General features: G+C 69.0%; 17 protein-coding genes. 8 read left to right on the top strand and 9 right to left on the bottom strand.

Annotated features, from left to right (window positions below; all coding sequences use genetic code 11):
- Positions 1 to 15: 15 nt before the first annotated feature.
- Positions 16 to 2,478 carry an ATP-dependent helicase HrpB gene (gene hrpB, locus FHY50_RS10970; RefSeq protein ID WP_140230757.1) on the bottom strand — a complete coding sequence of 821 codons (2,463 nt, stop codon included), beginning with the start codon at positions 2,476 to 2,478 and terminating at the stop codon, positions 16 to 18.
- 80 nt (positions 2,479 to 2,558) lie between these two features.
- On the opposite strand from hrpB, the gene FHY50_RS10965 reads away from it, so the two are divergent.
- The gene (locus FHY50_RS10965) at positions 2,559 to 2,765 is read left to right on the top strand and encodes a hypothetical protein (RefSeq protein WP_140230756.1); all 207 of its coding nucleotides are present in this window, start codon (positions 2,559 to 2,561) and stop codon (positions 2,763 to 2,765) included.
- Positions 2,766 to 2,829: 64 nt separating this feature from the next.
- On the opposite strand, the gene FHY50_RS10960 is transcribed toward FHY50_RS10965, so the two are convergent.
- Positions 2,830 to 3,201, bottom strand: a complete 372-nt coding sequence (locus FHY50_RS10960) for a hypothetical protein (protein WP_140230755.1) — start codon at positions 3,199 to 3,201, stop codon at positions 2,830 to 2,832.
- Between the two features lie 180 nt (positions 3,202 to 3,381).
- Positions 3,382 to 4,395, bottom strand: a complete 1,014-nt coding sequence (locus FHY50_RS10955; protein ID WP_140230754.1) for a polyprenyl synthetase family protein — start codon at positions 4,393 to 4,395, stop codon at positions 3,382 to 3,384.
- Positions 4,396 to 4,493: 98 nt separating this feature from the next.
- On the opposite strand from FHY50_RS10955, the gene FHY50_RS10950 reads away from it, so the two are divergent.
- The 4 genes from FHY50_RS10950 to FHY50_RS10935 are packed head-to-tail and all read left to right on the top strand — an operon-like array spanning position 4,494 to position 8,522.
- Positions 4,494 to 4,772 (top strand): chorismate mutase, encoded by a 279-nt coding sequence (locus tag FHY50_RS10950; protein WP_140230753.1) that lies wholly within the window; start codon positions 4,494 to 4,496, stop codon positions 4,770 to 4,772.
- Positions 4,773 to 4,810: 38 nt separating this feature from the next.
- A complete protein-coding gene (locus FHY50_RS10945; RefSeq protein WP_244935345.1) occupies positions 4,811 to 5,929 on the top strand; it encodes a glycoside hydrolase family 130 protein in 1,119 nt (372 codons plus the stop codon).
- Positions 5,926 to 7,521 (top strand): alpha-amylase family glycosyl hydrolase, encoded by a 1,596-nt coding sequence (locus FHY50_RS10940; protein ID WP_140230752.1) that lies wholly within the window; start codon positions 5,926 to 5,928, stop codon positions 7,519 to 7,521. The genes FHY50_RS10945 and FHY50_RS10940 overlap by 4 nt, the downstream gene beginning before the upstream one ends.
- Positions 7,518 to 8,522 (top strand): glycosyltransferase family 4 protein, encoded by a 1,005-nt coding sequence (locus FHY50_RS10935; protein ID WP_140230751.1) that lies wholly within the window; start codon positions 7,518 to 7,520, stop codon positions 8,520 to 8,522. Before FHY50_RS10940 ends, FHY50_RS10935 begins: the two co-directional genes overlap by 4 nt.
- On the opposite strand, the gene FHY50_RS10930 is transcribed toward FHY50_RS10935, so the two are convergent.
- The 5 genes from FHY50_RS10930 to FHY50_RS10910 form a co-directional block, all read right to left on the bottom strand.
- Positions 8,519 to 9,463: a DUF808 domain-containing protein gene (locus FHY50_RS10930; RefSeq protein ID WP_140230750.1), complete on the bottom strand. Its 945-nt coding sequence runs from the start codon at positions 9,461 to 9,463 to the stop codon at positions 8,519 to 8,521. The genes FHY50_RS10935 and FHY50_RS10930 overlap by 4 nt on opposite strands.
- 40 nt (positions 9,464 to 9,503) lie before the next feature.
- Positions 9,504 to 12,911 (bottom strand): chromosome segregation protein SMC, encoded by a 3,408-nt coding sequence (gene smc / locus FHY50_RS10925; protein WP_140230749.1) that lies wholly within the window; start codon positions 12,909 to 12,911, stop codon positions 9,504 to 9,506.
- 121 nt (positions 12,912 to 13,032) lie between these two features.
- Entirely contained in the window at positions 13,033 to 13,767 is a 735-nt protein-coding gene (locus tag FHY50_RS10920) for a thioredoxin domain-containing protein (protein ID WP_140230748.1), read from the bottom strand.
- Between the two features lie 20 nt (positions 13,768 to 13,787).
- Positions 13,788 to 14,444, bottom strand: a complete 657-nt coding sequence (locus FHY50_RS10915; protein ID WP_140230747.1) for a DsbA family protein — start codon at positions 14,442 to 14,444, stop codon at positions 13,788 to 13,790.
- Positions 14,444 to 14,968 carry a DUF721 domain-containing protein gene (locus FHY50_RS10910; protein ID WP_244935344.1) on the bottom strand — a complete coding sequence of 175 codons (525 nt, stop codon included), beginning with the start codon at positions 14,966 to 14,968 and terminating at the stop codon, positions 14,444 to 14,446. Before FHY50_RS10910 ends, FHY50_RS10915 begins: the two co-directional genes overlap by 1 nt.
- A 27-nt stretch (positions 14,969 to 14,995) precedes the next feature.
- Between FHY50_RS10910 and mutY the strand changes: the two genes are divergently transcribed.
- From mutY to nudC, 3 genes are read left to right on the top strand one after another with little or no spacing between them, the layout of a single operon-like run.
- Complete coding sequence (gene mutY / locus FHY50_RS10905; RefSeq protein WP_244935343.1) at positions 14,996 to 16,042, top strand: A/G-specific adenine glycosylase; 1,047 nt, start codon at positions 14,996 to 14,998, stop codon at positions 16,040 to 16,042.
- 2 nt (positions 16,043 to 16,044) lie between these two features.
- Positions 16,045 to 17,355 (top strand): serine hydrolase domain-containing protein, encoded by a 1,311-nt coding sequence (locus tag FHY50_RS10900; protein WP_420030889.1) that lies wholly within the window; start codon positions 16,045 to 16,047, stop codon positions 17,353 to 17,355.
- Positions 17,352 to 18,215: an NAD(+) diphosphatase gene (gene nudC, locus FHY50_RS10895; protein ID WP_244935342.1), complete on the top strand. Its 864-nt coding sequence runs from the start codon at positions 17,352 to 17,354 to the stop codon at positions 18,213 to 18,215. The genes FHY50_RS10900 and nudC overlap by 4 nt, the downstream gene beginning before the upstream one ends.
- 56 nt (positions 18,216 to 18,271) lie before the next feature.
- Here the strand turns inward: nudC and FHY50_RS10890 are convergent, their stop codons facing one another.
- Positions 18,272 to 19,963 (bottom strand): long-chain-fatty-acid--CoA ligase, encoded by a 1,692-nt coding sequence (locus FHY50_RS10890; protein WP_140230743.1) that lies wholly within the window; start codon positions 19,961 to 19,963, stop codon positions 18,272 to 18,274.
- Positions 19,964 to 19,969 lie beyond the last annotated feature (6 nt).

Below are 19,969 nucleotides of genomic sequence, written 5' to 3'. Positions count from 1 at the left end.
CGGGTTGGGGCCGTCCTACCGCGAAGCGCGCGCGCGCGCATCCGCATTTTTGGTGCGCAGCGTCGGCCGGGCATTCGCCGGGTCGTCGGGCCAGGGATGGCGCGGATAGCGGCCGCGCATCTCGCGCGCGACCGCCGCCCAACTCCCCGCCCAGAAGCCGGGCAGGTCGCGCGTCGTCTGGATCGGGCGCCCCGCGGGCGACACGATCGACAGCACCAGCGGCACCGCGCCTGCGGCCACCGCCGGATGCTCGGCAAGTCCGAACAGCGCCTGCGCGCGCAACTCGACGCGCGGACCGCCCTCGGCGCCATAATCGATGGCATGGCTCGATCCGGCGGGCGATTCGAAGCGTGCAGGTGCGAGGCGGCGCAGCGTCTGCAACGCATCCCAGCCGAGCAGCCCTTCGAGCGCGGCGGTCAGCGCGTCGGCGTCGATCGCCGCGAGGCGGCGCTTGCCCGCCAGCAGCGGCGGGAGCCAGTCATCGAGGCGGTCGAGCAGCGACACGTCGTCGAGTGCGGCGGCAGGAGCGCCGTGCGCCCGGGCAAAGGCGGCGCGCCGGCGCAGTGCGTCGGCGGCGTCGCTCCAAGGAAGCAGCGCCAGGCCGTGCGTGCGCACGCCTTCGAGCAAGGCGGATTGGATCATCGCACGGGGCACATCGCTGTCGGGGCCGCTCGCCAGCTTGAGCGCGCCCAGACGCCGCTGCCGCTGGGGCTGGACACTAGCGGTGGCGGGATCGAACGCGGCGATGCGCTCCGTGACGATCCGCTCGCCAAAGAGGGCGTCGATTGTGGCGGGATCGATCGGCGTCGCCGTCAGGATGCGCGCGCCCGCGGCCATGCCCTGCGTCTCGGCGACCGCCAGCCATTCGCTGCGCGCCAGGCTGGACGCGGGATCGAGCCGGAAGCCGCGGCCTCCGACCGACGCCCAGCGCTCGCCGCTGGCATCGCGGCGGCGCGCGACACGATCGGGAAAAGCGAGCGCGACGCACGTCGCGGCCGCGTCGCCGGTGCTGCCGCCGCTGTCGTCGACCATCTGCGCCCAGCGCTGTGCCAACCGACGCGCCGCTTCCGCGCGCTGGCCGCGTTCGCCGTCCCAGCGCCGCATCCGCGCTTCCAGATCGACATCATTGCCGCCCAATCCCCGCTCGCCGAGCAGCACCGCGACGCGCGCGGCCACCGCCGCAAGGCCCCGGTCGCCGGCACGGACCAGCATATGCGCCAGCCGCGGCGCCAGGGGCAGCGCCGCGATCGCCGTGCCATGCGGGGTCGGACGGCCATCCGCATCGATCGCGCCGAGCGCGCGCAGCCGCGTGCGCGCTTCGTCGATCGCGGCGGCGGGCGGCGGATCGATCCAGCGCAGGGTACGCGGATCGGCGACGCCCCAGCGCGCGCAATCGAGCACCAGCGCCGACAGGTCGGCTTCGAGGATTTCGGGCGGATCGAAGCGCGGCAGCCCAGCGGTCGCGGCTTCCTCCCACAGGCGATAGGCGGTTCCGGGACCCTGCCGCGCCGCTCGCCCGGCGCGCTGCGTCGCCGCCGCCTGGCTGGCGCGTTCGGTGACAAGCCGGGTCATCCCGGCGGCGCGATCGTAGCGCGGACGCCTCGCCAATCCCGGATCGACGACGATGCGGATACCGTCGAGGGTCAGCGAGGTCTCCGCGATCGCCGTCGCCAGCACCAGCTTGCGGCGGCGATCGGGATCTGGGGCGATGGCGGCGCGCTGCGCGGCGGGGTCGAGGCTGCCATGGAGCCGGTGGAGCGCGATGTCGGGCCCCAGACCAGCAAGCCGTTCGGCGGTTCGCTCGATCTCCGCGACACCGGGCAGAAATGCCAGCACGCCGCCTTCGGCTTCCCGCAGCGCGAGACGAATCGCACCGGCGACAGCGTCCTCGATGCGGTCCGCATTGCCTCGGCCGAGGTGGACGATCGTCAGAGGATGGCTGAGGCCTGCGCTTTCGATCACTGGCGCGTCGTCCATCAATGCGGCGAAGCGGGCGCCGTCGAGCGTCGCGGACATGGCCACGATGCGCAGCTCGGGTCGCAGACCTGACTGAGCATCGAGCGCCAGCGCAAGGCCGAAATCGCTGTCGAGGCTGCGTTCATGGACTTCGTCGAACAGGATTGTCGACACGCCTGCCAGTTCGGGGTCGGCCTGAATCCGGGCGACGAAGATTCCTTCGGTCATCACGGTGACCCGCGTCGCAGCGGATCGCTTGCTGTCCATGCGGGTGGCATAGCCAAACGTCCTGCCGACCGGTTCGCCTGCCTGCTCGGCCATGCGCTCGGCAGCAGCGCGCGCGGCGATGCGGCGCGGCGACAGCAACAGGATTTCACCGTCGCACCATTGCTCATCCAACAGCGCCGGGGCGACCGCGGTGGTCTTGCCCGCGCCCGGCGGTGCGACCAGCACTGCCGAAGAACGCGCCTGGAGAGCGGCCAGCAACTGGGGCAGCACGCTGTGGATCGGCAAACCGCTCATCGTGAAACCGCTAGCGGCGCGGGAGCCAAGGCACAATTCATGCGTATCGCCCCCTGCAACGCTTCTGAGGAACCCCGACCATGACCAAGACCCTGTCCAGCTTCGCGATCAGCCCGACCAGCGACGGCTACCTGCTGATGATCGAGGATGAGGATGGCGAATCGTTCGAGTTCGAGACCAGCTACGAACAACTCGACCTGATTTCGGAGGAGATCGACAAGGCGCTCGACACCGATGAGGAGGATGCGCTCGTCGTCGATGAGGACGAACCCAGCGACGAGGAATGATCCGATATGAAAAAGGGGCGGACCGCATGGCCCGCCCCTTTCGTGTCTTCGGCTAACATTGCGATTAATTGGCGCGGTCGCGGCGATAGTCGCGGCGGTCGCCGCGGCGCTCCTGACGGAAGTCGCGGCGATCGCCGGCGCGTTCACGGCGGAACTCGCGGCGAGTCACGTCGCCCTGGCGCAAGTCACGGCGGTCGCCGCGGCGATCCTGTCGGAAATCACGCCGATCGCCGCGGCGATCCTGGCGATAATCGCGGCGATCGCCGCGGCGGTCCTGACGGAATTCACGGCGGTCGCGGCGATCACCGCGGTCCCAGCGCTGTCCGGGACCATTGTCGTCGATGCTCACCGTCGCGGCTACAGCGGGTGCGGCAGCAACAGTCAGTGCGGGAAATGCGAAGGTCGCCAGTGCGGCGAACAGGATTGGAGTACGCATACATCTTCTCCAGGTCTCGATCGGCACGTCGCCGACCAGTCCGGGAAGAATAGCCGAGGATCGCCGGGGTTGCGTGAACATTACACAACGCGATGTTCACGCAAACGAAGGAACGGGTGTAGCGCCGCGGCACGAGGGGATCGTAACGCTGGCGAAGTCAGATGCGAAACGACGAGCCGGTCAATAGGCGCGGGCAACCGCGAACTCGACGGCCTCTACCATCGCATCCTTTGCCGCGCTGGCCGGAAAGATGCCGAGCGCGTCGACCGCGCGCTGGCCATAATGCCGCGCGCGCGCGAGCGTATCGTCGACGGCGCGCGTTTCCCTGACGCGATCGATCGCCTCTGCGAAGTCGCTGTCCTCGGCACGCCGCCCCTCGACCGCGTCCTTCCAGAAGGCGCGCGCTTCGGTGTCGCCGCGCGCATAGGCCAGGATGACCGGCAGCGTCATCTTGCCCTCGCGGAAATCGTCGCCGGCATCCTTGCCCATCGTTCCGGCGTCGGAGACATAGTCGATCGCATCATCGACCAGCTGGAAGGCGATGCCGAGGTTGCGGCCATAGGCGTCGAGTGCCGTCTCCTCGCGGTCCGGCCGTTCGGCGACCACGCCGGCGATGCGGCACGCGGCAGCGAACAGCGCGGCGGTCTTGGCGCCGATGATCTCGAGATAGCGTTCCTCGCCGATGTCGATGCGGCGCGCGGCGGTGAGCTGGTTGACTTCTCCCTCGGCGATCACTGCCGACGCGTTCGAAAGGATCCTGAGCACCTTCAGGCTGCCGTCCTCGACCATCAGCTCGAACGACCGGCTGAACAGGAAATCGCCGACCAGCACGCTTGCCGGATTGCCCCAGATGATATTGGCGGTGCGGCGGCCGCGCCGCAGGTCCGACCCGTCGACGACATCGTCGTGGAGCAGCGTCGCGGTGTGGATGAACTCGACCGCCGCGGCGAGGCGATGGTGCCGCGCGCCGCCGTATGCGAGCAGCTGCGCACTCGCCAGCGTCAGCATCGGGCGCAGCCGCTTGCCGCCGCCCGCGATCAGGTGCCCGGCCAGCTTGGGGATCAGCGGGATGTCGGACTGCATCCGGTCGAGGATCACCGCATTGACCAGGTTCATGTCGTGCGCGACCAGTTCGATCATCGGATCGAGCGACGGGACGGGCCGGGATCCGAGGCGGTGAACGGTGGCGGTCATGCGCCCGCGATGTGGCGGCTATGGCTGCCAAAGGCAAGGCCGGGGTTGCGTGCGCGCCGCAGCCGCGCCACGGGTCGCTCGATCGAGGAGAGACGCCCATGTCCGACGACGCGCTGCAAGGATATCGCCAGAGCATCGACAATATCGATGCGGCGCTGGTGTTCCTGCTCGCCGAACGGTTCAAGGTCACCCAGGCGGTCGGCCGCCACAAGGCCGAGCATGGCCTGCCCCCCGCCGATCCGGGGCGCGAGGAGCGCCAGATCGCCCGGCTGCGCGCATTGGCGAAGGACGCCGACCTCGACCCCGAATTCTCCGAAAAGTTCCTGCGCTTCATCATCGACGAGGTGATCCGCCATCACGAGCGGCTGCGCGAATAACCGGGAACGTCCCGACCATCCCGGCATTGTGGCGTGCAGTGCCAAAGGATCGCATCATCGCTGACGATTTCCTCATCTTCACTCCCGACGACGTTGATCTTGCCCGCTCGCCGCTGCGCGGCATGGGGCTGGACGCGCCGACGGTCGTGCTGGGCGCGTTCAACCCCGGGATGACCCGGCTCGCAAACGGCAATCTGCTGCTGATGGTGCGGGTGGCCGAAGCGCTGGCCGATCCCGACGGGCGGGCGATGCGCTGGGCGGACGGCCGCGTCCATCTCGACGCGTGGCCCGCCGACCGCGTCGATATGTCCGATCCGCGCATCCTCAAGCTAAAGGACGAGGCGTGGACGCCGCTGGCGCTGACCTCGCTGTCGTGGCTGCTGCCGGTCGAGCTGTCGCCCGACGGCAGCGGCGTGGCTGCGGTGCATTACGACCGGGCGATCGCGCCATCGGCGAGTTACCAGAGCTATGGCATCGAGGACGCGCGGATCAGCCATGTAGGCGGGCGATACTGGATGACGACCTGCTCGGTCAGCGCCGAACGGCTGTGCACCGTGCTCTACAGCTCGCCCGACGCGCGCGACTGGCGGCGCGAGGGGATCGTGCTCGACCACCAGAACAAGGACATGCTGGTGTTCGAGGGGCAGATCGCCGGCAAGTTCTGGGCGCAGACCCGGCCGCTGGGCGAAACCTGGTTCGCCTATCCCCCGGACAGCGAGTGGCGTGCGGGTCCCGCGATCCAGCTCGCCAGCTCGCCCGACATGATCCACTGGAAACCGTGCGACCATCCCGGCCTGCGCCCGCACGCCGCGACGGTCAGTACCGCGCGGATGGGGGGCGGCGCGCCGCCGATCCTGATCGACGACGGCTGGCTCAGCCTTTGGCACGGCGTGGAGCCCGGCGGCGATGTCGGCATCTATCGCACCTATTGGTCGATCCTCGACCGTGACGAACCGTGGAAGGTGGTGCGCACCGATCACGATGCGCTGATCGAACCCGCGCCCGATCTTACCGCCGCGTTCCAGGACAGCAAATATCTCGACCACGTCGTATTCTCGACCGGGATCGTCGATCGCGGCGACCATTATCTGGTGGCGAGCGGCGAGGCCGACCTGGTGTGCCGGATGACCCGCATTCCCAAGGACCGCTTCGCATGAGCGAGCCGCTGTGGTGGCAAACGGGTGTGATCTATCAGGTCTATCCACGCTCGTTTCAGGATTCCAATGGCGATGGAATCGGCGATCTGAACGGGATCGCCGCGCGGCTCGACGACCTCGTCGCGCTCGGTGTCGACGCGATCTGGATTTCGCCGATCTATCCGTCGCCGATGGCCGATTTCGGGTACGACGTCGCCGATTATGTCGGCATCGACCCGCGCTTCGGAACGCTCGCGGATTTCGATGCGCTGGTCGCTGCGTGCCACGATCGCGGGCTCAAGCTGCTGCTCGATTTCGTGCCCAATCATTCTTCGGACAGGCATCCGTGGTTCACCGAAAGCCGGTCGTCGCGCGGCAGCCCGAAGCGCGACTGGTATATCTGGCGCGATGCCGCGCCGGGTGGCGGCCCGCCCAATAACTGGATCAGCGACTTCGGGGGGTCGGCGTGGGAATGGGAGGATGCGACCGGGCAATATTACTGCCACGCGTTCCTCAAGGAACAGCCCGACCTGAACTGGCGCAATCCGCAGGTACAGGCGGCGATGCTGGATGCGATGGCATTCTGGTTCGACCGCGGCGTCGACGGGTTCCGCATCGACGTGCTGTGGCACATGGTCAAGCACGCCGACTTTCCGGACAATCCTGCCAACCCGGCATGGACCCCGGCGATGGGCAAGATGCACCGCGTGCTGCAGCTGCATTCGACCGACCAGCCTGAAGTCCACGGCATCGCCGCCGAAATGCGTGCACTGGCCGATCGCCACAGCGCAACGGGGCAGGAACGCGTGCTGATAGGCGAAATCTACCTGCCGCCCGAAAGGCTGATGGCCTATTATGGCCGCGACCGGCCGGAGGTGCATCTGCCGCTCAATTTCCAGCTGATCGAGGCGCCGTGGGACGCCCGCGCGCTGGCGACCCTGATTGCGGACTATGAAGCAGGACTCCCGCCGGGCGGCTGGCCGAACTGGGTGCTGGGCAACCACGATCGCCCGCGTGCTGCGACGCGGCTGGGGCATGCGCAGGCCCGGGTGGCGGCAATGCTGCTGCTGACGCTGCGGGGCACGCCGACCATCTATTATGGCGACGAGATCGCGCTGGAGGACGTCGCGGTCCCTCCCGAGCGCGTGTTCGACCCGCGCGAACTGCTCGACCCTGGCAAAGGGTTGGGACGCGACCCTGTCCGTACGCCGATGGCGTGGGATGCGAGCGCGCACGGTGGGTTCACGTCCGGCGAGCCGTGGCTGCCACTGCACGGCGACTTTCCGATACGCAACGTCGCGGCGCAGTGCAGCGATCCGGGATCGATGTGGAGCCTGTACCGCGACTTGCTTGCGCTGCGCCGGGCGCATCCGGCGCTGGCGATAGGAGCGTGGCTGCCCGTGGCGTGCGAGGGCGAGGTGCTGGCCTATGAGCGCGCGCACGAGGGCGAGCGGATGCTGGTGGCGCTCAACCTGAGCGGACGCGCGCAATCTCTTTCCCTGCCGGGATGGGCGACCCAGCACAAACTGCTCCTTTCAACCTGTCATTCCGGCATTCACGGGAAGGACGGCGCGTTGGAGCTTGGACCCGACGAAGGCATCATCCTGGCATGAAGATCGCGATGATCGCGCCGATCGCGTGGCGAACGCCGCCGCGTCATTACGGCCCGTGGGAGCTGGTCACGTCGCTTCTGACCGAGGCGCTCGTGGCCAAGGGTATCGACGTCACGTTGTTCGCAACGCAGGATTCGATCACGTCGGCCAAGCTGGCGGGTCCGGTGCCCGCGCCTTATTCCGAAGACCCGGCTATCGACGCCAAGGTGTGGGAGCATCGCCACCTCGCCCATGTGTTCGAACGTGCGGGCGAGTTCGACCTGATCCACAACCAGGCCGATTTTCCCGCACACGCCTTCGCCAAACTGGTTGCGACGCCGATGGTCACGACGATCCACGGCTTTTCGTCCGACCGCATCCTGCCGATGTACAAGCCATATGAGGATCGCATCGCCTATGTCGCGATCAGCGATGCCGACCGGCACCCCGACCTGCGGTACGCCGCGACGATCCACCACGGCATTCCGCTCGCCGACTTCGCGTTCGAAGCGGCGGGGTCGGACGATCTGCTGTTCTTCGGCCGCATGCATCCCGACAAGGGCGCCGCCGAGGCAATCGCGGTGGCACGGGCGACCGGGCGCGACCTGGCGATGTACGGGATCGTGCAGGACGAGCGCTATTACGATCGGGCGGTGGTGCCGCATCTTGGCGACCGCGTCCGCCATCCCGGCGCGGTCGGGGGGAGCGAGCGCATCGCCGCGCTGGGCCAGGCATGCGCATTGCTCCACCTCATCAACTTCGACGAACCGTTCGGGCTGTCGGTGATCGAGGCGATGGCATGCGGCACGCCGGTGATCGCGATGCTGCGCGGGTCGATGCCCGAACTGATCGACGACGGAGTCACCGGCTTCCTGGTCGATTCGCTGGATGGCGCGATCGCCGCTGTGGAGCGGGTCGGGGAGATCGATCGGGCGGCGTGCCGGCGCGCGGTGGCCGAGCGGTTCTCGGTGGAAGCGATGGCGGACAACTATATCGCGCTGTACCGGCGGATGCTGCGCTAGGCGTTGCTCGCCTCTTTCCGACCGTGAAACGGCTTGATCACCAGCACGATCGCGCCGCCGACGATCAATCCCACGATCGCCGCACCGATCGCGCCGACCAGCCATTCGACCACCCCGCCGATCGCGGGCAGGGCGCCGGCAGCGGCGAGGGCGGCGTCGTGCACCCAATGCGCGGGCGCGCTCAGCCCGAATTCCTCGGCACCGTGCAGGATGATGCCGCCGCCGACCCAGATCATCGCAGCGGTGCCGATGATCGACAGCGCCCTGAGCAGCTTGGGCATCAGCGCGACCAGCCCGCGACCGATCGACTGGCTCGCCGCCGACGGCTTTTGCGACAGATGCAGCCCGACATCGTCCATCTTCACGATGATCGCGACCGCTCCATAGACCGCGACGGTGATGGCGATGCCGACCAGCGCGAGCGCGGCGGCGCGCATCCAGATCGACAGGTCGGGAAGCTCAGCAAGCGCGATCGCCATGATCTCCGCCGACAGGATCAGGTCGGTGCGGATCGCGCCCGAAACCTGGCGCGATTCCAGCTCGGCCGGGTCGGTGATCGCCGCCACGTCGTCGGCATGGTGGACCCCGCTGAGCTTCTCAATCACCTTTTCGGTGCCCTCGAAACAGAGATAGGCGCCGCCGAGCATCAGGATCGGCGTGATCGCCCACGGCGCGAAGCTGCTGAGCAACAGTGCGGCAGGGAGCAGGAAGATAAGCTTGTTCTTGAGCGATCCCAGCGCGATCTTGCCGATGATGGGAAGCTCGCGCGCCGGCGACAGCCCGACGACATAGCCCGGCGTCACTGCGGCGTCGTCGATCACCACGCCGGCCGCCTTCGTCCCCGCACGCGTCGATGCCGCCGCGACATCGTCGATCGACGCGCCGGCCAGCTTTGCCAGCGCCGCGACGTCGTCGAGCAATGCTACCAGTCCACCGGCCATGCGTCGTTCCCCTTGTTGCGATCGGGCCGTAGCGCGTCCCTCATTCCGCCGCCAGCAGCGTCTCCGCGCCGCCAAGGTCGACCGAAACGAGGCGACTGATTCCCGGTTCCACCATCGTCACCCCGAACAGCCGGTGCATCCGGCTCATCGTCGCGGCATTGTGCGTCACGATCAGATAGCGGGTATCGGTTTCGCGCGTCATCGCATCGAGCAAATCGCAGAAACGGTCGATATTGGCATCGTCGAGCGGCGCGTCGACTTCATCGAGCACGCAGATCGGCGCCGGATTGGTCAGGAATAGCCCGAAGATCAGCGCCACTGCTGTCAGCGCCTGTTCGCCCCCCGACAGCAAGGTGAGCGATTGCAGCTTCTTGCCCGGCGGCTGCGCGAGGATCTCGAGCCCGGCCTCGAGCGGATCATCCGAATCGATCAGTTCGAGCCGCGCCTGGCCACCGTTGAACAGAGTCGTGAACAGCCGCCGGAAATGTCCGTCGACCGCCTCGAACGCGGCCAGCAGGCGCTGGCGCCCCTCGCGATTGAGCGTACCGATCGACCCGCGCAGCGCATTGACGGCGCTGCCGAGCTCCTCGCGCTCGCGACTGTTGGCGGAGCGCGCGGCGTCGAGTTCGGCCAGTTCGGTGTCGGCGACAAGGTTGACCGGGCCGATCCGCTCGCGCTCCGCCGTCAGCTTTTCGTGCAGGGCGCTTTCGTCGGAGGGGGAGCGGACGGTGTCCGCGGCGAAACCGGCGCGCTCAGGCAATAGCGGCGGCGGGCATGCGAAGCGTTCTCCCGACAGACGCCCCATCTCGACCCGGCGCAGATCCTGATTCTCGGCGCGCGCGGCGGCGCCGGCGCGGGTTTCGCGCGCCTGCGACAGCGCTTCTGCCTGCGTGCGCAGCTCGGTCTCGATCTCGCGCAGCCGCATCTCGGCGGTGCGCTCCTCGGCTTGCGCGGCATCGGCCCGGGCCCGCGCCGATGACAGCTCGACCTCGGCCGCGGCGACGTCGCGGTCGAGCATGGCGGGGCGATCGCGCAGCGCGGCTTCCTCGCGCTCCAGCGCTTCGCCGCGCCCGGCCATGTCGGAGATGCGCCGCGCGGCTTCCCCGGCGCGCGCGCGCCATCCCTTGGCCTCGGCCTGCGCGGCGGCCAGTCGCTCGCGATGCCGCGCGATCGACCGGTCGAGGTCGGCGCGCTCGGCGCGCGCGCTTGCGGTGGCGGCGCGGGCATGTTCGGCGGCGGAAGCGAGTTCCCCGACCCGATCGCGTGTCGCGCGCTGGTCGGGCAGCGCGGCAACCGCGGCGGCGGCACGGCCGGCATCGGTCTGCGCTTCTCGGCGATCGGCGACCACGCGCGCATGCCGGCTGTCGAGATCGGCGCCCATCGCGGCGATGCGCTCGAGCGCCGCGGCGGCGCGATCCTCGCTGCGCAGCGCCTCGCGCGCGGCGGTTTCGGCACTGGTCATGCCGCGCCGCGCCGCGTCGGCATCGCGACTCGATTTGGCGATGGCGGTGTCGATCCGGCCCAGTTCGGCATCGGCGCTCTCGACCGCCCGCAATGCCGCCGGGCGCGCCTCCTCGATCGCGCGCAGCCGGTTGAACCGCACCAGTCGTTCCGCCGCCGCCGCGCCGCCCGATCGCGCGACATAGCCGTCCCAGCGTCGCAGCGTCCCGCCAAGCGTCACCAATCGCTGTCCCACGGCGAGCTTCTGGCCCTCGTCGCGATCGGCCACGAGAATCTGCGCCAATCGCCGGGCCAGCGCCGGCGGTGCTTCGACATGCGCGGCGAGCGGGGCAAGGCCGTGCGCGGCGTCGGGGTCGCCGGGCTGCCGCTCGGCGCCCGCCCAGTGGCGCTCTCCTGCGGGATCGAGTCCCGCTTCGAGATCGTCGCCCAGCGCCGCGGCGAGCGCGCGTTCATATCCCGGCGCGGGTCGCAGCCGGTCGAGCAGCCGATCCTTGCCGGAAGGCTGGGTCGACCGGGCGAGCGCGGCGGCCTCGCTATCGAGGGCGGCGAGGTCCGCATGCGCGGCCGAGCGCGCCGACTGGGCGCGATCGCGCTCGGCGATTGCCGATCTTTGCGCCGCGTCCGCCTCGGCCAGTTGGGCTCGCGCGGCAGCCGCCTGGCGTTCGGCCTCGGCGCGCGCCGCGATGGCAGCGCTACGCTGTTCGGTGAGCGGTGCGGTGTCGGCCAGCGCGGTGCGTTCGGCGGCAATCCGGGAAAGGTCGCGCTCGGCGCGGTCGAGCCGGGTCTGCGCCGCGGCCAGCGCCGCATCGGCGACGCGGGCGTCGGCCGCCTCCTGAGCCTGCGCCGCAAGCCCCTGCGCCAGCGCTACCTCTGCATCGCGGCCTACCCGCTCGGCATCGGCCTGCGCGGCGTCGAGCCCGGGGATGCGCGCCGACGCTCCGGCGACATCGGCCTCGAGCACGCTGGCTTCCCGAGCCAATCGGTCGAGCGCGCCCGCCGCATCGTGGGCCAGCGAATCCTCACGCGCGCGATCCTCGCCGAGGCGGACGCGCTCGGCGGCAAGGTCGGCGAGCCGCCGCGCCAGCCGGTCGCGCTCGGCGCGCAGCGTGGCCAGCAGATGCGCCGCCGCCGCCGCGGCATCGCGCTGGTCGAGCGCGGCAGCGCGTGCAGCGGCCAGGGCGTCTGTTGCACGCGCCTGCTGCTCGGTCGCCGCCGCGACGATCGCCGCGCGCTCGGTGACGCGAGCGTCGGCGTCGGCAGCCTCGCGCTTGGCGATGTCGGCCGCGGCGGCGGCATCGCGCCAGCGCGCAAAGATCATGCGGCCCTCGGCGACGCGAATGTCACCCGACAGCGCTCGATAGCGCTCGGCCTGGCGCGCTTGGCGCCGGAGCGCCGATGCGCGGCTGTCCTGGTCGGCGATCACCTCGCCCAGCCGCGCCAGATTGGCTTCGGTCGCGCGCAGCCGCTGCTCTGCATCCTTGCGGCGGACATGCAGGCCGGAGATACCGGCGGCTTCCTCGAGCATGGTGCGCCGGTCGGCAGGCTTGGCGGCGATCACCGCGCCGATTCGCCCTTGGCTGACCAGCGCAGGCGAGTGCGCGCCGGTGGCGGCGTCGGCGAACAACAGCCCGACGTCGCGCGCGCGCACGTCGCGGCCGTTGATGCGATAGGCGGAACCGGTGCCGCGTTCGATGCGGCGGACGACCTCGATTTCCTCGTCATCGCCAGCGGCTTCGGCGAGGATCGAGACCTCGGCGAAGTCGCGGCTCGGCCGGGTCGCGGTGCCGGCGAAGATGACGTCGTCCATCCCGGCGCCGCGCAGCGACTTGGCGCTGTTCTCGCCCATCGCCCAGCGCAGCGCTTCGAGCAGGTTGGATTTGCCGCAGCCATTGGGGCCGACGACCCCGGTTAGCCCCGGCGCAATGGCCAGATCGGCGGGATCGACGAAACTCTTGAACCCGGTGAGGCGCAGCCGCTTGATCTGCATGGCTGCGGGATGCCGTCAATCGCCCCGTTCGCTTCGCGCGAAGTCGAGAAGACTGGCTGGCGGTTTGCCAACGTATCTCGACTGCGCTCGATACGAACGGGGGGGTGGTTTCATAGGTCCGTTACGCGCCCGCGCGCTTGAGGGCGGCTTCGAGCTGGGTCCAGTTGACCGTGTTGTCGACGACGCTGCCGTTGATCAGGAAGGTCGGCGTGCCGGGGATCGCATATTCCTCGGTCGCGCTCTGGGTGCTTTTGGTCAGGGTCTCGGCAGCGGCGACGTCGGCAAGGCACTGGCGCGCCTGCGGTTCGGGAATGCCGCGCTGCTTGATGAAATCGACATAGCCGGCGGCCTCGGCATAGCGCGCGGTCTGCTGCGCGGGCGGCAATCCTTCGAGCTGTGCGTAGAAACTCTCGGGAAGCGCCTGCAGCGTCTCGAGCGTGCCTTCCTGCGCGCGCATCATCTGGTCGAGGATCGGGAAGAACGTACCAGGCCCGCCGCACGCGCCGAGCAGCGCGGCGCCAAGATCGGCGCCGTTGCGCAGATAATCGCGGAATTCGTAGCTGACCTTGCCGGTCGAGATATAGTTGGCCTTGAGCGGCTCCAAGCCCTGCTCGTCGAACTCGGCACAGACATGGCAAGTGCGCGAGCCGAACTCGACCAGCTTGATCGGCGCGTCGGGGTTGCCCATGCGGAAGCCGCCCTCGGCGGTCTTGCTGACGACATCGGTCCATTGCTGGCCGGCGGGCGGCGTCACCGCGGCGACCGGTGCAGCGGGAGCGGCGCTGTTCGAGGCGGCATCGCCGCCGCCGCAGGCGGCAAGTGCGAGGAGCGGGGCAAGGGCGAAAGCTGTACGCATGGAATGTCGTTCTCCGTAGCTCATTCGGCGCCGGCGGCGCGCAGGCGCGGGGCGAGGTTGCCCCAGTCATGGACGTCGGCGAGCAGCTCGCCATTGACCTCGAAGCTCGGCGTGCCCTTGATCCGGCCCTGCGCGTCGCGGGTCATCGCGACGACCGGCTCGAGCGCCTTGGGATCGGCAAGACACTGGTCGAAGCGGGCCTTGGGAACGCCGTTCGCCGCCAGCACCGCAGTCAGACCCGAACCCTGCGCGAGCGTCTGCAGCTTTTGCGCCGGGGTGCCGGTCGCCTCGGGCAAGCCCTGCGCCTTTTCGAGCAGTGCGGCCTGGTTGTCGAACACCGCTTCCTGCGCCCGCACGAAGCCCTGCGGCCCCGCGCAGCGCGCACCGATCGCCGCGGCGAGGTCGAGCGCGTTGCGCACCATCGGTCGATATTCGACGCTGACGTCGCCCGTGCGGACCATCTTGTCCTTGAGCTCGGCCGCGGAATCACGGACGAAATGGGCGCAGTGCGAGCAGGTATAGCTGAGATATTCGACCAGCTTGACGCGGGCCTCGGGGTTGCCGACGACCATCGCACCCGATGGCGCGGCGGCGATGCGGGTGCGCCAGTCGGTCGCCTGCGGCGCAGCGAAGGCGGCGAGCAGGATTGCGGCGGCGGGAAGCAGGGTTTGGCGCATTAGCGGACTTTCCCCAGGATCGGGATCTGGACAGGAATGGGAGCGGCGATACTGGCGGCAAGCGCCTCGAGCACGGCTTTCAATTCGGGATCGGCAATGCCGCGCAGGCTGTCGCCCATCTCGGCCGGGATCGGCGCGCGATCGACCGGCGCCGGGCGCGCGGCGGCGCGGCGGACTTCGCCTGCCTTGAACACGATTTTCGTAACGGCGGGATAGCCGAAGAAGCGATTGACTCGCTCGGTGATCTCGGGCGCGATATGCTGCATCATCGTCCCGTGCGCACCGTGCACGGTTAGGCTGAGCACGCCCTCGGCGCGCTTGCCCGGCGGAAAGCGGATCGATTCGGGTGCGGAGACACGCGCATAGCGTTCGCCGACGATCTCTGCCCAGCGGCTGACGATCGACGACTGGACGAAGCCGAACTTGCGAAACGCCGCCCCGCCAACCTGCGGCAGCAGGTCGCGGACCTGGCGCACGCCGCCGCGGCGCTCGGGCGGTGCAACGGGGGAGGGACGCTTCGCCATCGCCGCCGTCCATGCCATAGGCGGGACGTGTCCGCAAAGGCCCCTTCGATCGCCGCACCGCTGCTCGCCTGGTACGACGGGCATGCGCGATCGTTGCCGTGGCGCGCTCCGCCCGGCGCGGCGATGCCCGACCCGTATCGCGTGTGGCTGTCCGAAGTGATGCTGCAGCAGACGCAGGTCGCGACGGTGAAGCCGTATTTCGAGCGCTGGGTGGCGCGATGGCCCGATTTCGCGAGCCTTGCCGCCGCGGACAGCGCCGACGTCATGGCGGCATGGGCGGGGCTCGGCTATTACGCCCGAGCGCGCAACCTGCTGGCCTGCGCACGCATGGTGGCCGACAGGCATGGCGGAACGCTTCCCGACACCGAAGCCGAACTGAGGGAGCTGCCCGGGCTGGGCACCTATACCGCTGCGGCGATCGCGGCGATCGCGTTCGGACGGCGCGCCGTGGTGGTGGACGCCAATGTCGAGCGCGTCGTCGCGCGGCTGTTCGCGATCGAAACGCCGCTCCCCGCCGCGCGCATCGCGATTCGCGACGCCGCCGAGAGCATCACGCCGCAGCGGCGCGCGGGCGATTTCGCGCAGGCGATGATGGATCTGGGATCGACGATCTGCACCGCGCGCGCTCCGCGTTGCCTGCTGTGTCCGCTGCGCGGCGATTGCGCAGCCTTTGCTGCGGGGGATCCAGCGCGCCTGCCGGTCAAGGCGGCGAAGCAGCCCAAGCCGCAGCGCCACGGCACGATCTTCTGGCTGGAACGCGGCCATGAGGTGCTGATGGTGCGGCGTCCGGGCAAGGGGATGCTCGGCGGGATGCGCGCACTGCCGACGGGGCCGTGGGGCGAAGCGCCTACGCGGCTGGAAGGCGCTCCCGTCGGCGCCGATTGGACGGTGCTGGAGCACGAGGTGTCGCACGCGTTTACGCATTTCCGGCTCGACTGCACGCTTGCGGTGGCGGCGATCGACCGGCACACCGATATCGGCGATGCGCAGTGGTGGCCGATCGACCGGATCGATTCGGCGGGGATGCCGACCTTGTTCGCCAAGGCTGCGGCGGTGTTCAGGAGCAGGAAATGACGATGATCGGCAGAATGTCGGGCATGATCACAGTCGCGCTGGCGTTCGCCGCGCCGGCGGCAGCGCAGCAGCGATGCCCCGCTCCCCCAACTCCGCAAAGCATGATGGAGCGCCTGCCCGCGCCGATGGCGCTCGCCGACCGCTATATCAAGGAGCGAATGGCACCCGGAATCGTCATTGCCTGGGGGTGCGGCGATGTGAACCCGACGATCATCGCCGCGGGCAGTGTCGCCGCCGAAGCCGGTGCTGCTGACGTCACTGCCGACACCCTGTGGCGCGTCTATTCGATGACCAAGCCGATCACCGGCATGGCGGCGATGCTGCTGATCGAAGACGGCAAGCTGCGCCTCGACCAGCCGATTGCGGAGATCATCCCGGCGTTCAAGAACATGAAGGTGCTGACCGACCCCGCCTCGGGGCTGGCGAGCCGTCCGGCGAAGACGCCGATCACGGTCCGCCATCTGCTGACGCACACGGCGGGGCTGGGCTATTCGATCGTCACCAAGGGACCGCTGCTCAAGGAATATGAGCGGCTCGGCATCCTGCCCGGTGCGGTCAACGCGCAAATGGAAGCGCAGATGGCGGCGGTGCGGCCCAAATCGCTGGTCGAGTTCGCCAACCGCACCGCGTCGCTGCCGCTGATCGCCGAACCGGGTACCGAATGGAGCTATTCGATCGGGCTCGACGTGCTGGGCGCGGTGATCGAGGTCGCCAGCGGCATGCCGTTCGAGCGCTTCGTCAAGACGCGGCTGCTCGATCCGCTCGGTATGGCATCGACCTACTGGACCGTTCCCGCCAGCGAGGTGGGGCGGCTCGCGAGCAACTACGCCTTTGTCGGCGACAATCTCGTGCCGTTCGATCCGGCCGCGACCTCGGTCTATCTGCAGCCGCCGAGCTTCGCCTATGGCGGCGCCGGGCTGGTGATGTCGGCAAAGGATTATGACCGCTTCCTGCACATGCTGGCCAATGGCGGCGAGCTGGACGGCACGCGCGTGATGAAGGCCGAGACGGTCGCGACCGCGATGTCCGACCTGTTGCCCGCTGGCGTGACATTCGGCGGGGTCGATGCCGGAACCGGCGGCACGAAGGGGCCCAAGATGGGCTTCGGCGCTGGCGGATCGGTGTATCTGGAAGATGTGCCGGGCGGGCCCGGCGCGGGAACCTATGGCTGGGGCGGCGCGGCAGGCACGATCGCCTGGGTCGATCCCAAGCACGGCGTGCGCGGCACGGCGATGGTCAATTACTTCCCCGCCGACAAATGGCCGCTGCGCGCCGATGTCACCAACGCGGTCTATTCCGAACTGCAGCAGTGATTGCACCCGGGTTTACCGGCGCTACGATCGACCGCGCCGACCATCTGCGTGGTGATCCCGATGGCCTGGCGGCAGCGATGCGCGACTGGCGCGCGCGCCTGCTGGTGCTCGACGGCCTCGATCCGCGTGTCGAGAACGGGCGCCTGGTGTGGACCAGCCTTGCCAACGCGCCCGGCGACGCCGACCTCGTGCTGCTCGGGCTGATCGGCGAAAAGCCGCATTTCGCCGCCGTGCCGCAGGCGCTGCGTCCGACCGGCGCGCGCCCGTCGGCGCTTATGACGCTGCTCGCCAGCCTGCCGCGCGAGGAAATGGCGCTCTATGCCGCCGCGCGCAGCGTGGTCGACTGGCACGCGCGGCATCGTTTCTGCGCGAATTGTGGACAGCCGACGGATGCGTTCAAGGGTGGTTGGGGGCGGCAATGCAAAGGGTGTGGCGCGCAGCATTTCCCGCGCACCGACCCGGTCGTGATCATGCTTGCCGAACATGGCGACCAGGTGCTGCTGGGACGCGGCAAGGGCTGGCCGGAGGGGCGCTATTCGGCGCTGGCCGGCTTTGTCGAGCCGGGCGAATCGATCGAGGAAGCCGTCGCGCGCGAGACGTGGGAGGAAGCCGGCGTGCGCGTGTCGCACATCCGCTATGTCGCCAGCCAGCCCTGGCCGTTCCCCTCATCGCTGATGATCGCATGCATCGGCATGGCGGAAGATACCGCTCTGACGATCGATGCGACCGAATTGGAGGATGCGCTGTGGGCGAGCCGCGATGAGGTGTGCGCGGTATTGCGCGGCGAGCAGGGCCGGTTCGTGGCGCCGCCGGAATATGCGATCGCGCACACGCTGCTCAGCGAATGGGCACGCCCTTAACCCGTTCGTGCCGAGGGGCTCGGGACCCGCGGATCAAGAAGTCGTGACGAACCCGATCACCCCTCCGCCATTATCTCCGCCACCAGATCCTTGCGGCTCAATTTCCCGATCATCGTCTTGGGCAGTGCCAGCCGCACGACCACTGCATCGACCCGCTCGTGCTTGCCGAGCAGCGGATTGAGCCAGTCGCGAACCTCCGCGCCGGTCGCGTTGGAGCCCTCCTCGAGCGTGACATAGGCGCGCGGCACTTCGCCGCGATACGTGTCGGGGATGCCGATCACCAGCGTCTCGCGCACCGCGGGGTGGCGATACAGGATCGCCTCGATCTGGCTGGGAAACACCTTGAAGCCGCCGACCGCGATCATGTCCTTCAGCCGATCGACGATGCGGACGAAGCCATCGGCATCGATGGTGCCGACATCGCCGGTACGCAGCCACCGCGTGCCGGCGGAATCGGACACGAAAGTCTCGGCGTCGGCATCGGCGCGGTTCCAATATCCGAGCATGATCTGCGGCCCCGCCACGACGATCTCGCCCGGCTCGCCATTGGGCGCGGGCCGGGTGGCGTCCTCCTTGTCGACCAGGCGAATGCGCGTCGCCGGGATCGGCTGGCCGATCGTGCCGGGCTTGTTGGCCGCCTCGTACGGATTGGTCGAAACCACGCCCGAGCTTTCGGAAAGGCCATAGCCTTCCACCAGCGCCGCGCCGGTGATGGCCTCGAACCGCGTCTTGAGTTCGGCCGGAAGCGGCGCGCCGCCCGAGATGCAGATGCGCAGGCTCGACAGGTCGGTCGCCGCCAGCTTGGGATGGTCCAGCAGCGCGCGGTACATGGTCGGCACGCCCGGCAGCGCGGTCGCGCGGGTGCGGGCGATCGCCGCGAGCGCCTGACCGGCGTCGAAGCGCGGCAGCAGCACGATCTCGCCGCCAGTCACCACCGTGCGGTTGAGCACGCAGGTATTGGCGAAGACGTGGAACATCGGCAGCACGCCGAGGATGCGATCGACGCCCTTGCCAAGCTGCGGATCGACTTCGGCGACCTGGCGGGCATTGGCCGACAGGTTCTGGTGGGTCAGCATCGCGCCTTTGGGAACGCCCGTGGTGCCGCCGGTATATTGAATGAGTGCGACATCGTTGAGCGGATCGATCGACGGAGTGCCGCAGGTGCCGTCATTGGCGATCAGCTGCGAAAAGGCGGTGATGCGGGTGTCGTCGGGGCGCCTGGCCACTTCCTTGCCGCGAAACAGGCGGTAGAAGAGCGACTTGGCCGGGGGCAGCGCGCCGGCAACCGATCCCACCACCAGCCGCTCGATCGCGCTGGCGTCGAGCACCTTCAACGCGGTCGGCAGCAGCGCGCTTGCCGACAGGGTGAACAGCAACCGGGTGCCCGAATCGGCGACCTGCGCGGACAATTCCTCGACCGTGTAGAGCGGTGAGAAGTTGACGACGGTCGCACCCAGCTTGAGGATGCCGTAATAAGCGGCGATGTAATGCGGCACGTTGGGCAGGAACAAGCCGATGCGATCGCCCGGTCCGTAGCCGAGCCGCGCCAGCCCGCACGCCACGCGGTTCGCACCATCGAGCGTTTCGGCATAGCTGTAGCGGCGGCCGAGAAACTCGATCAGCGGGCTTTCGGGGTGAGCAGCCGCCGAGGCTTCGAACAGGTCGGTCATCGACAGCGGCGGGAAATCCCGATCCCATTGGCCGGGGTGGCGATAGGCGGTGCGCCACGTCGTCTCGGGATCGATCATTTACAC

It is taken from the genome of Sphingomonas japonica (genome assembly GCF_006346325.1).
GTDB lineage: Bacteria > Pseudomonadota > Alphaproteobacteria > Sphingomonadales > Sphingomonadaceae > Sphingomonas > Sphingomonas japonica.
This window is presented reverse-complemented; position numbering and strand designations above follow the sequence as displayed.

Bases quoted from the DNA above. Each gene is read 5' to 3' on its own strand.
- FHY50_RS10900 (WP_420030889.1), top strand. From the start codon at position 16,045: ATGATCGGCAGAATGTCGGGCATGATCACAGTCGCGCTGGCGTTCGCC.
- FHY50_RS10890 (WP_140230743.1), bottom strand. From the start codon at position 19,963: ATGATCGATCCCGAGACGACGTGGCGCACCGCCTATCGCCACCCCGGC.
- FHY50_RS10960 (WP_140230755.1), bottom strand. From the start codon at position 3,201: ATGCGTACTCCAATCCTGTTCGCCGCACTGGCGACCTTCGCATTTCCC.
- FHY50_RS10920 (WP_140230748.1), bottom strand. From the start codon at position 13,767: ATGCGTACAGCTTTCGCCCTTGCCCCGCTCCTCGCACTTGCCGCCTGC.
- FHY50_RS10950 (WP_140230753.1), top strand. From the start codon at position 4,494: ATGTCCGACGACGCGCTGCAAGGATATCGCCAGAGCATCGACAATATC.
- FHY50_RS10935 (WP_140230751.1), top strand. From the start codon at position 7,518: ATGAAGATCGCGATGATCGCGCCGATCGCGTGGCGAACGCCGCCGCGT.
- FHY50_RS10915 (WP_140230747.1), bottom strand. From the start codon at position 14,444: ATGCGCCAAACCCTGCTTCCCGCCGCCGCAATCCTGCTCGCCGCCTTC.
- FHY50_RS10910 (WP_244935344.1), bottom strand. From the start codon at position 14,968: ATGGCGAAGCGTCCCTCCCCCGTTGCACCGCCCGAGCGCCGCGGCGGC.
- FHY50_RS10930 (WP_140230750.1), bottom strand. From the start codon at position 9,463: ATGGCCGGTGGACTGGTAGCATTGCTCGACGACGTCGCGGCGCTGGCA.
- hrpB (WP_140230757.1), bottom strand. From the start codon at position 2,478: ATGAGCGGTTTGCCGATCCACAGCGTGCTGCCCCAGTTGCTGGCCGCT.
- FHY50_RS10965 (WP_140230756.1), top strand. From the start codon at position 2,559: ATGACCAAGACCCTGTCCAGCTTCGCGATCAGCCCGACCAGCGACGGC.
- FHY50_RS10955 (WP_140230754.1), bottom strand. From the start codon at position 4,395: ATGACCGCCACCGTTCACCGCCTCGGATCCCGGCCCGTCCCGTCGCTC.
- FHY50_RS10940 (WP_140230752.1), top strand. From the start codon at position 5,926: ATGAGCGAGCCGCTGTGGTGGCAAACGGGTGTGATCTATCAGGTCTAT.
- smc (WP_140230749.1), bottom strand. From the start codon at position 12,911: ATGCAGATCAAGCGGCTGCGCCTCACCGGGTTCAAGAGTTTCGTCGAT.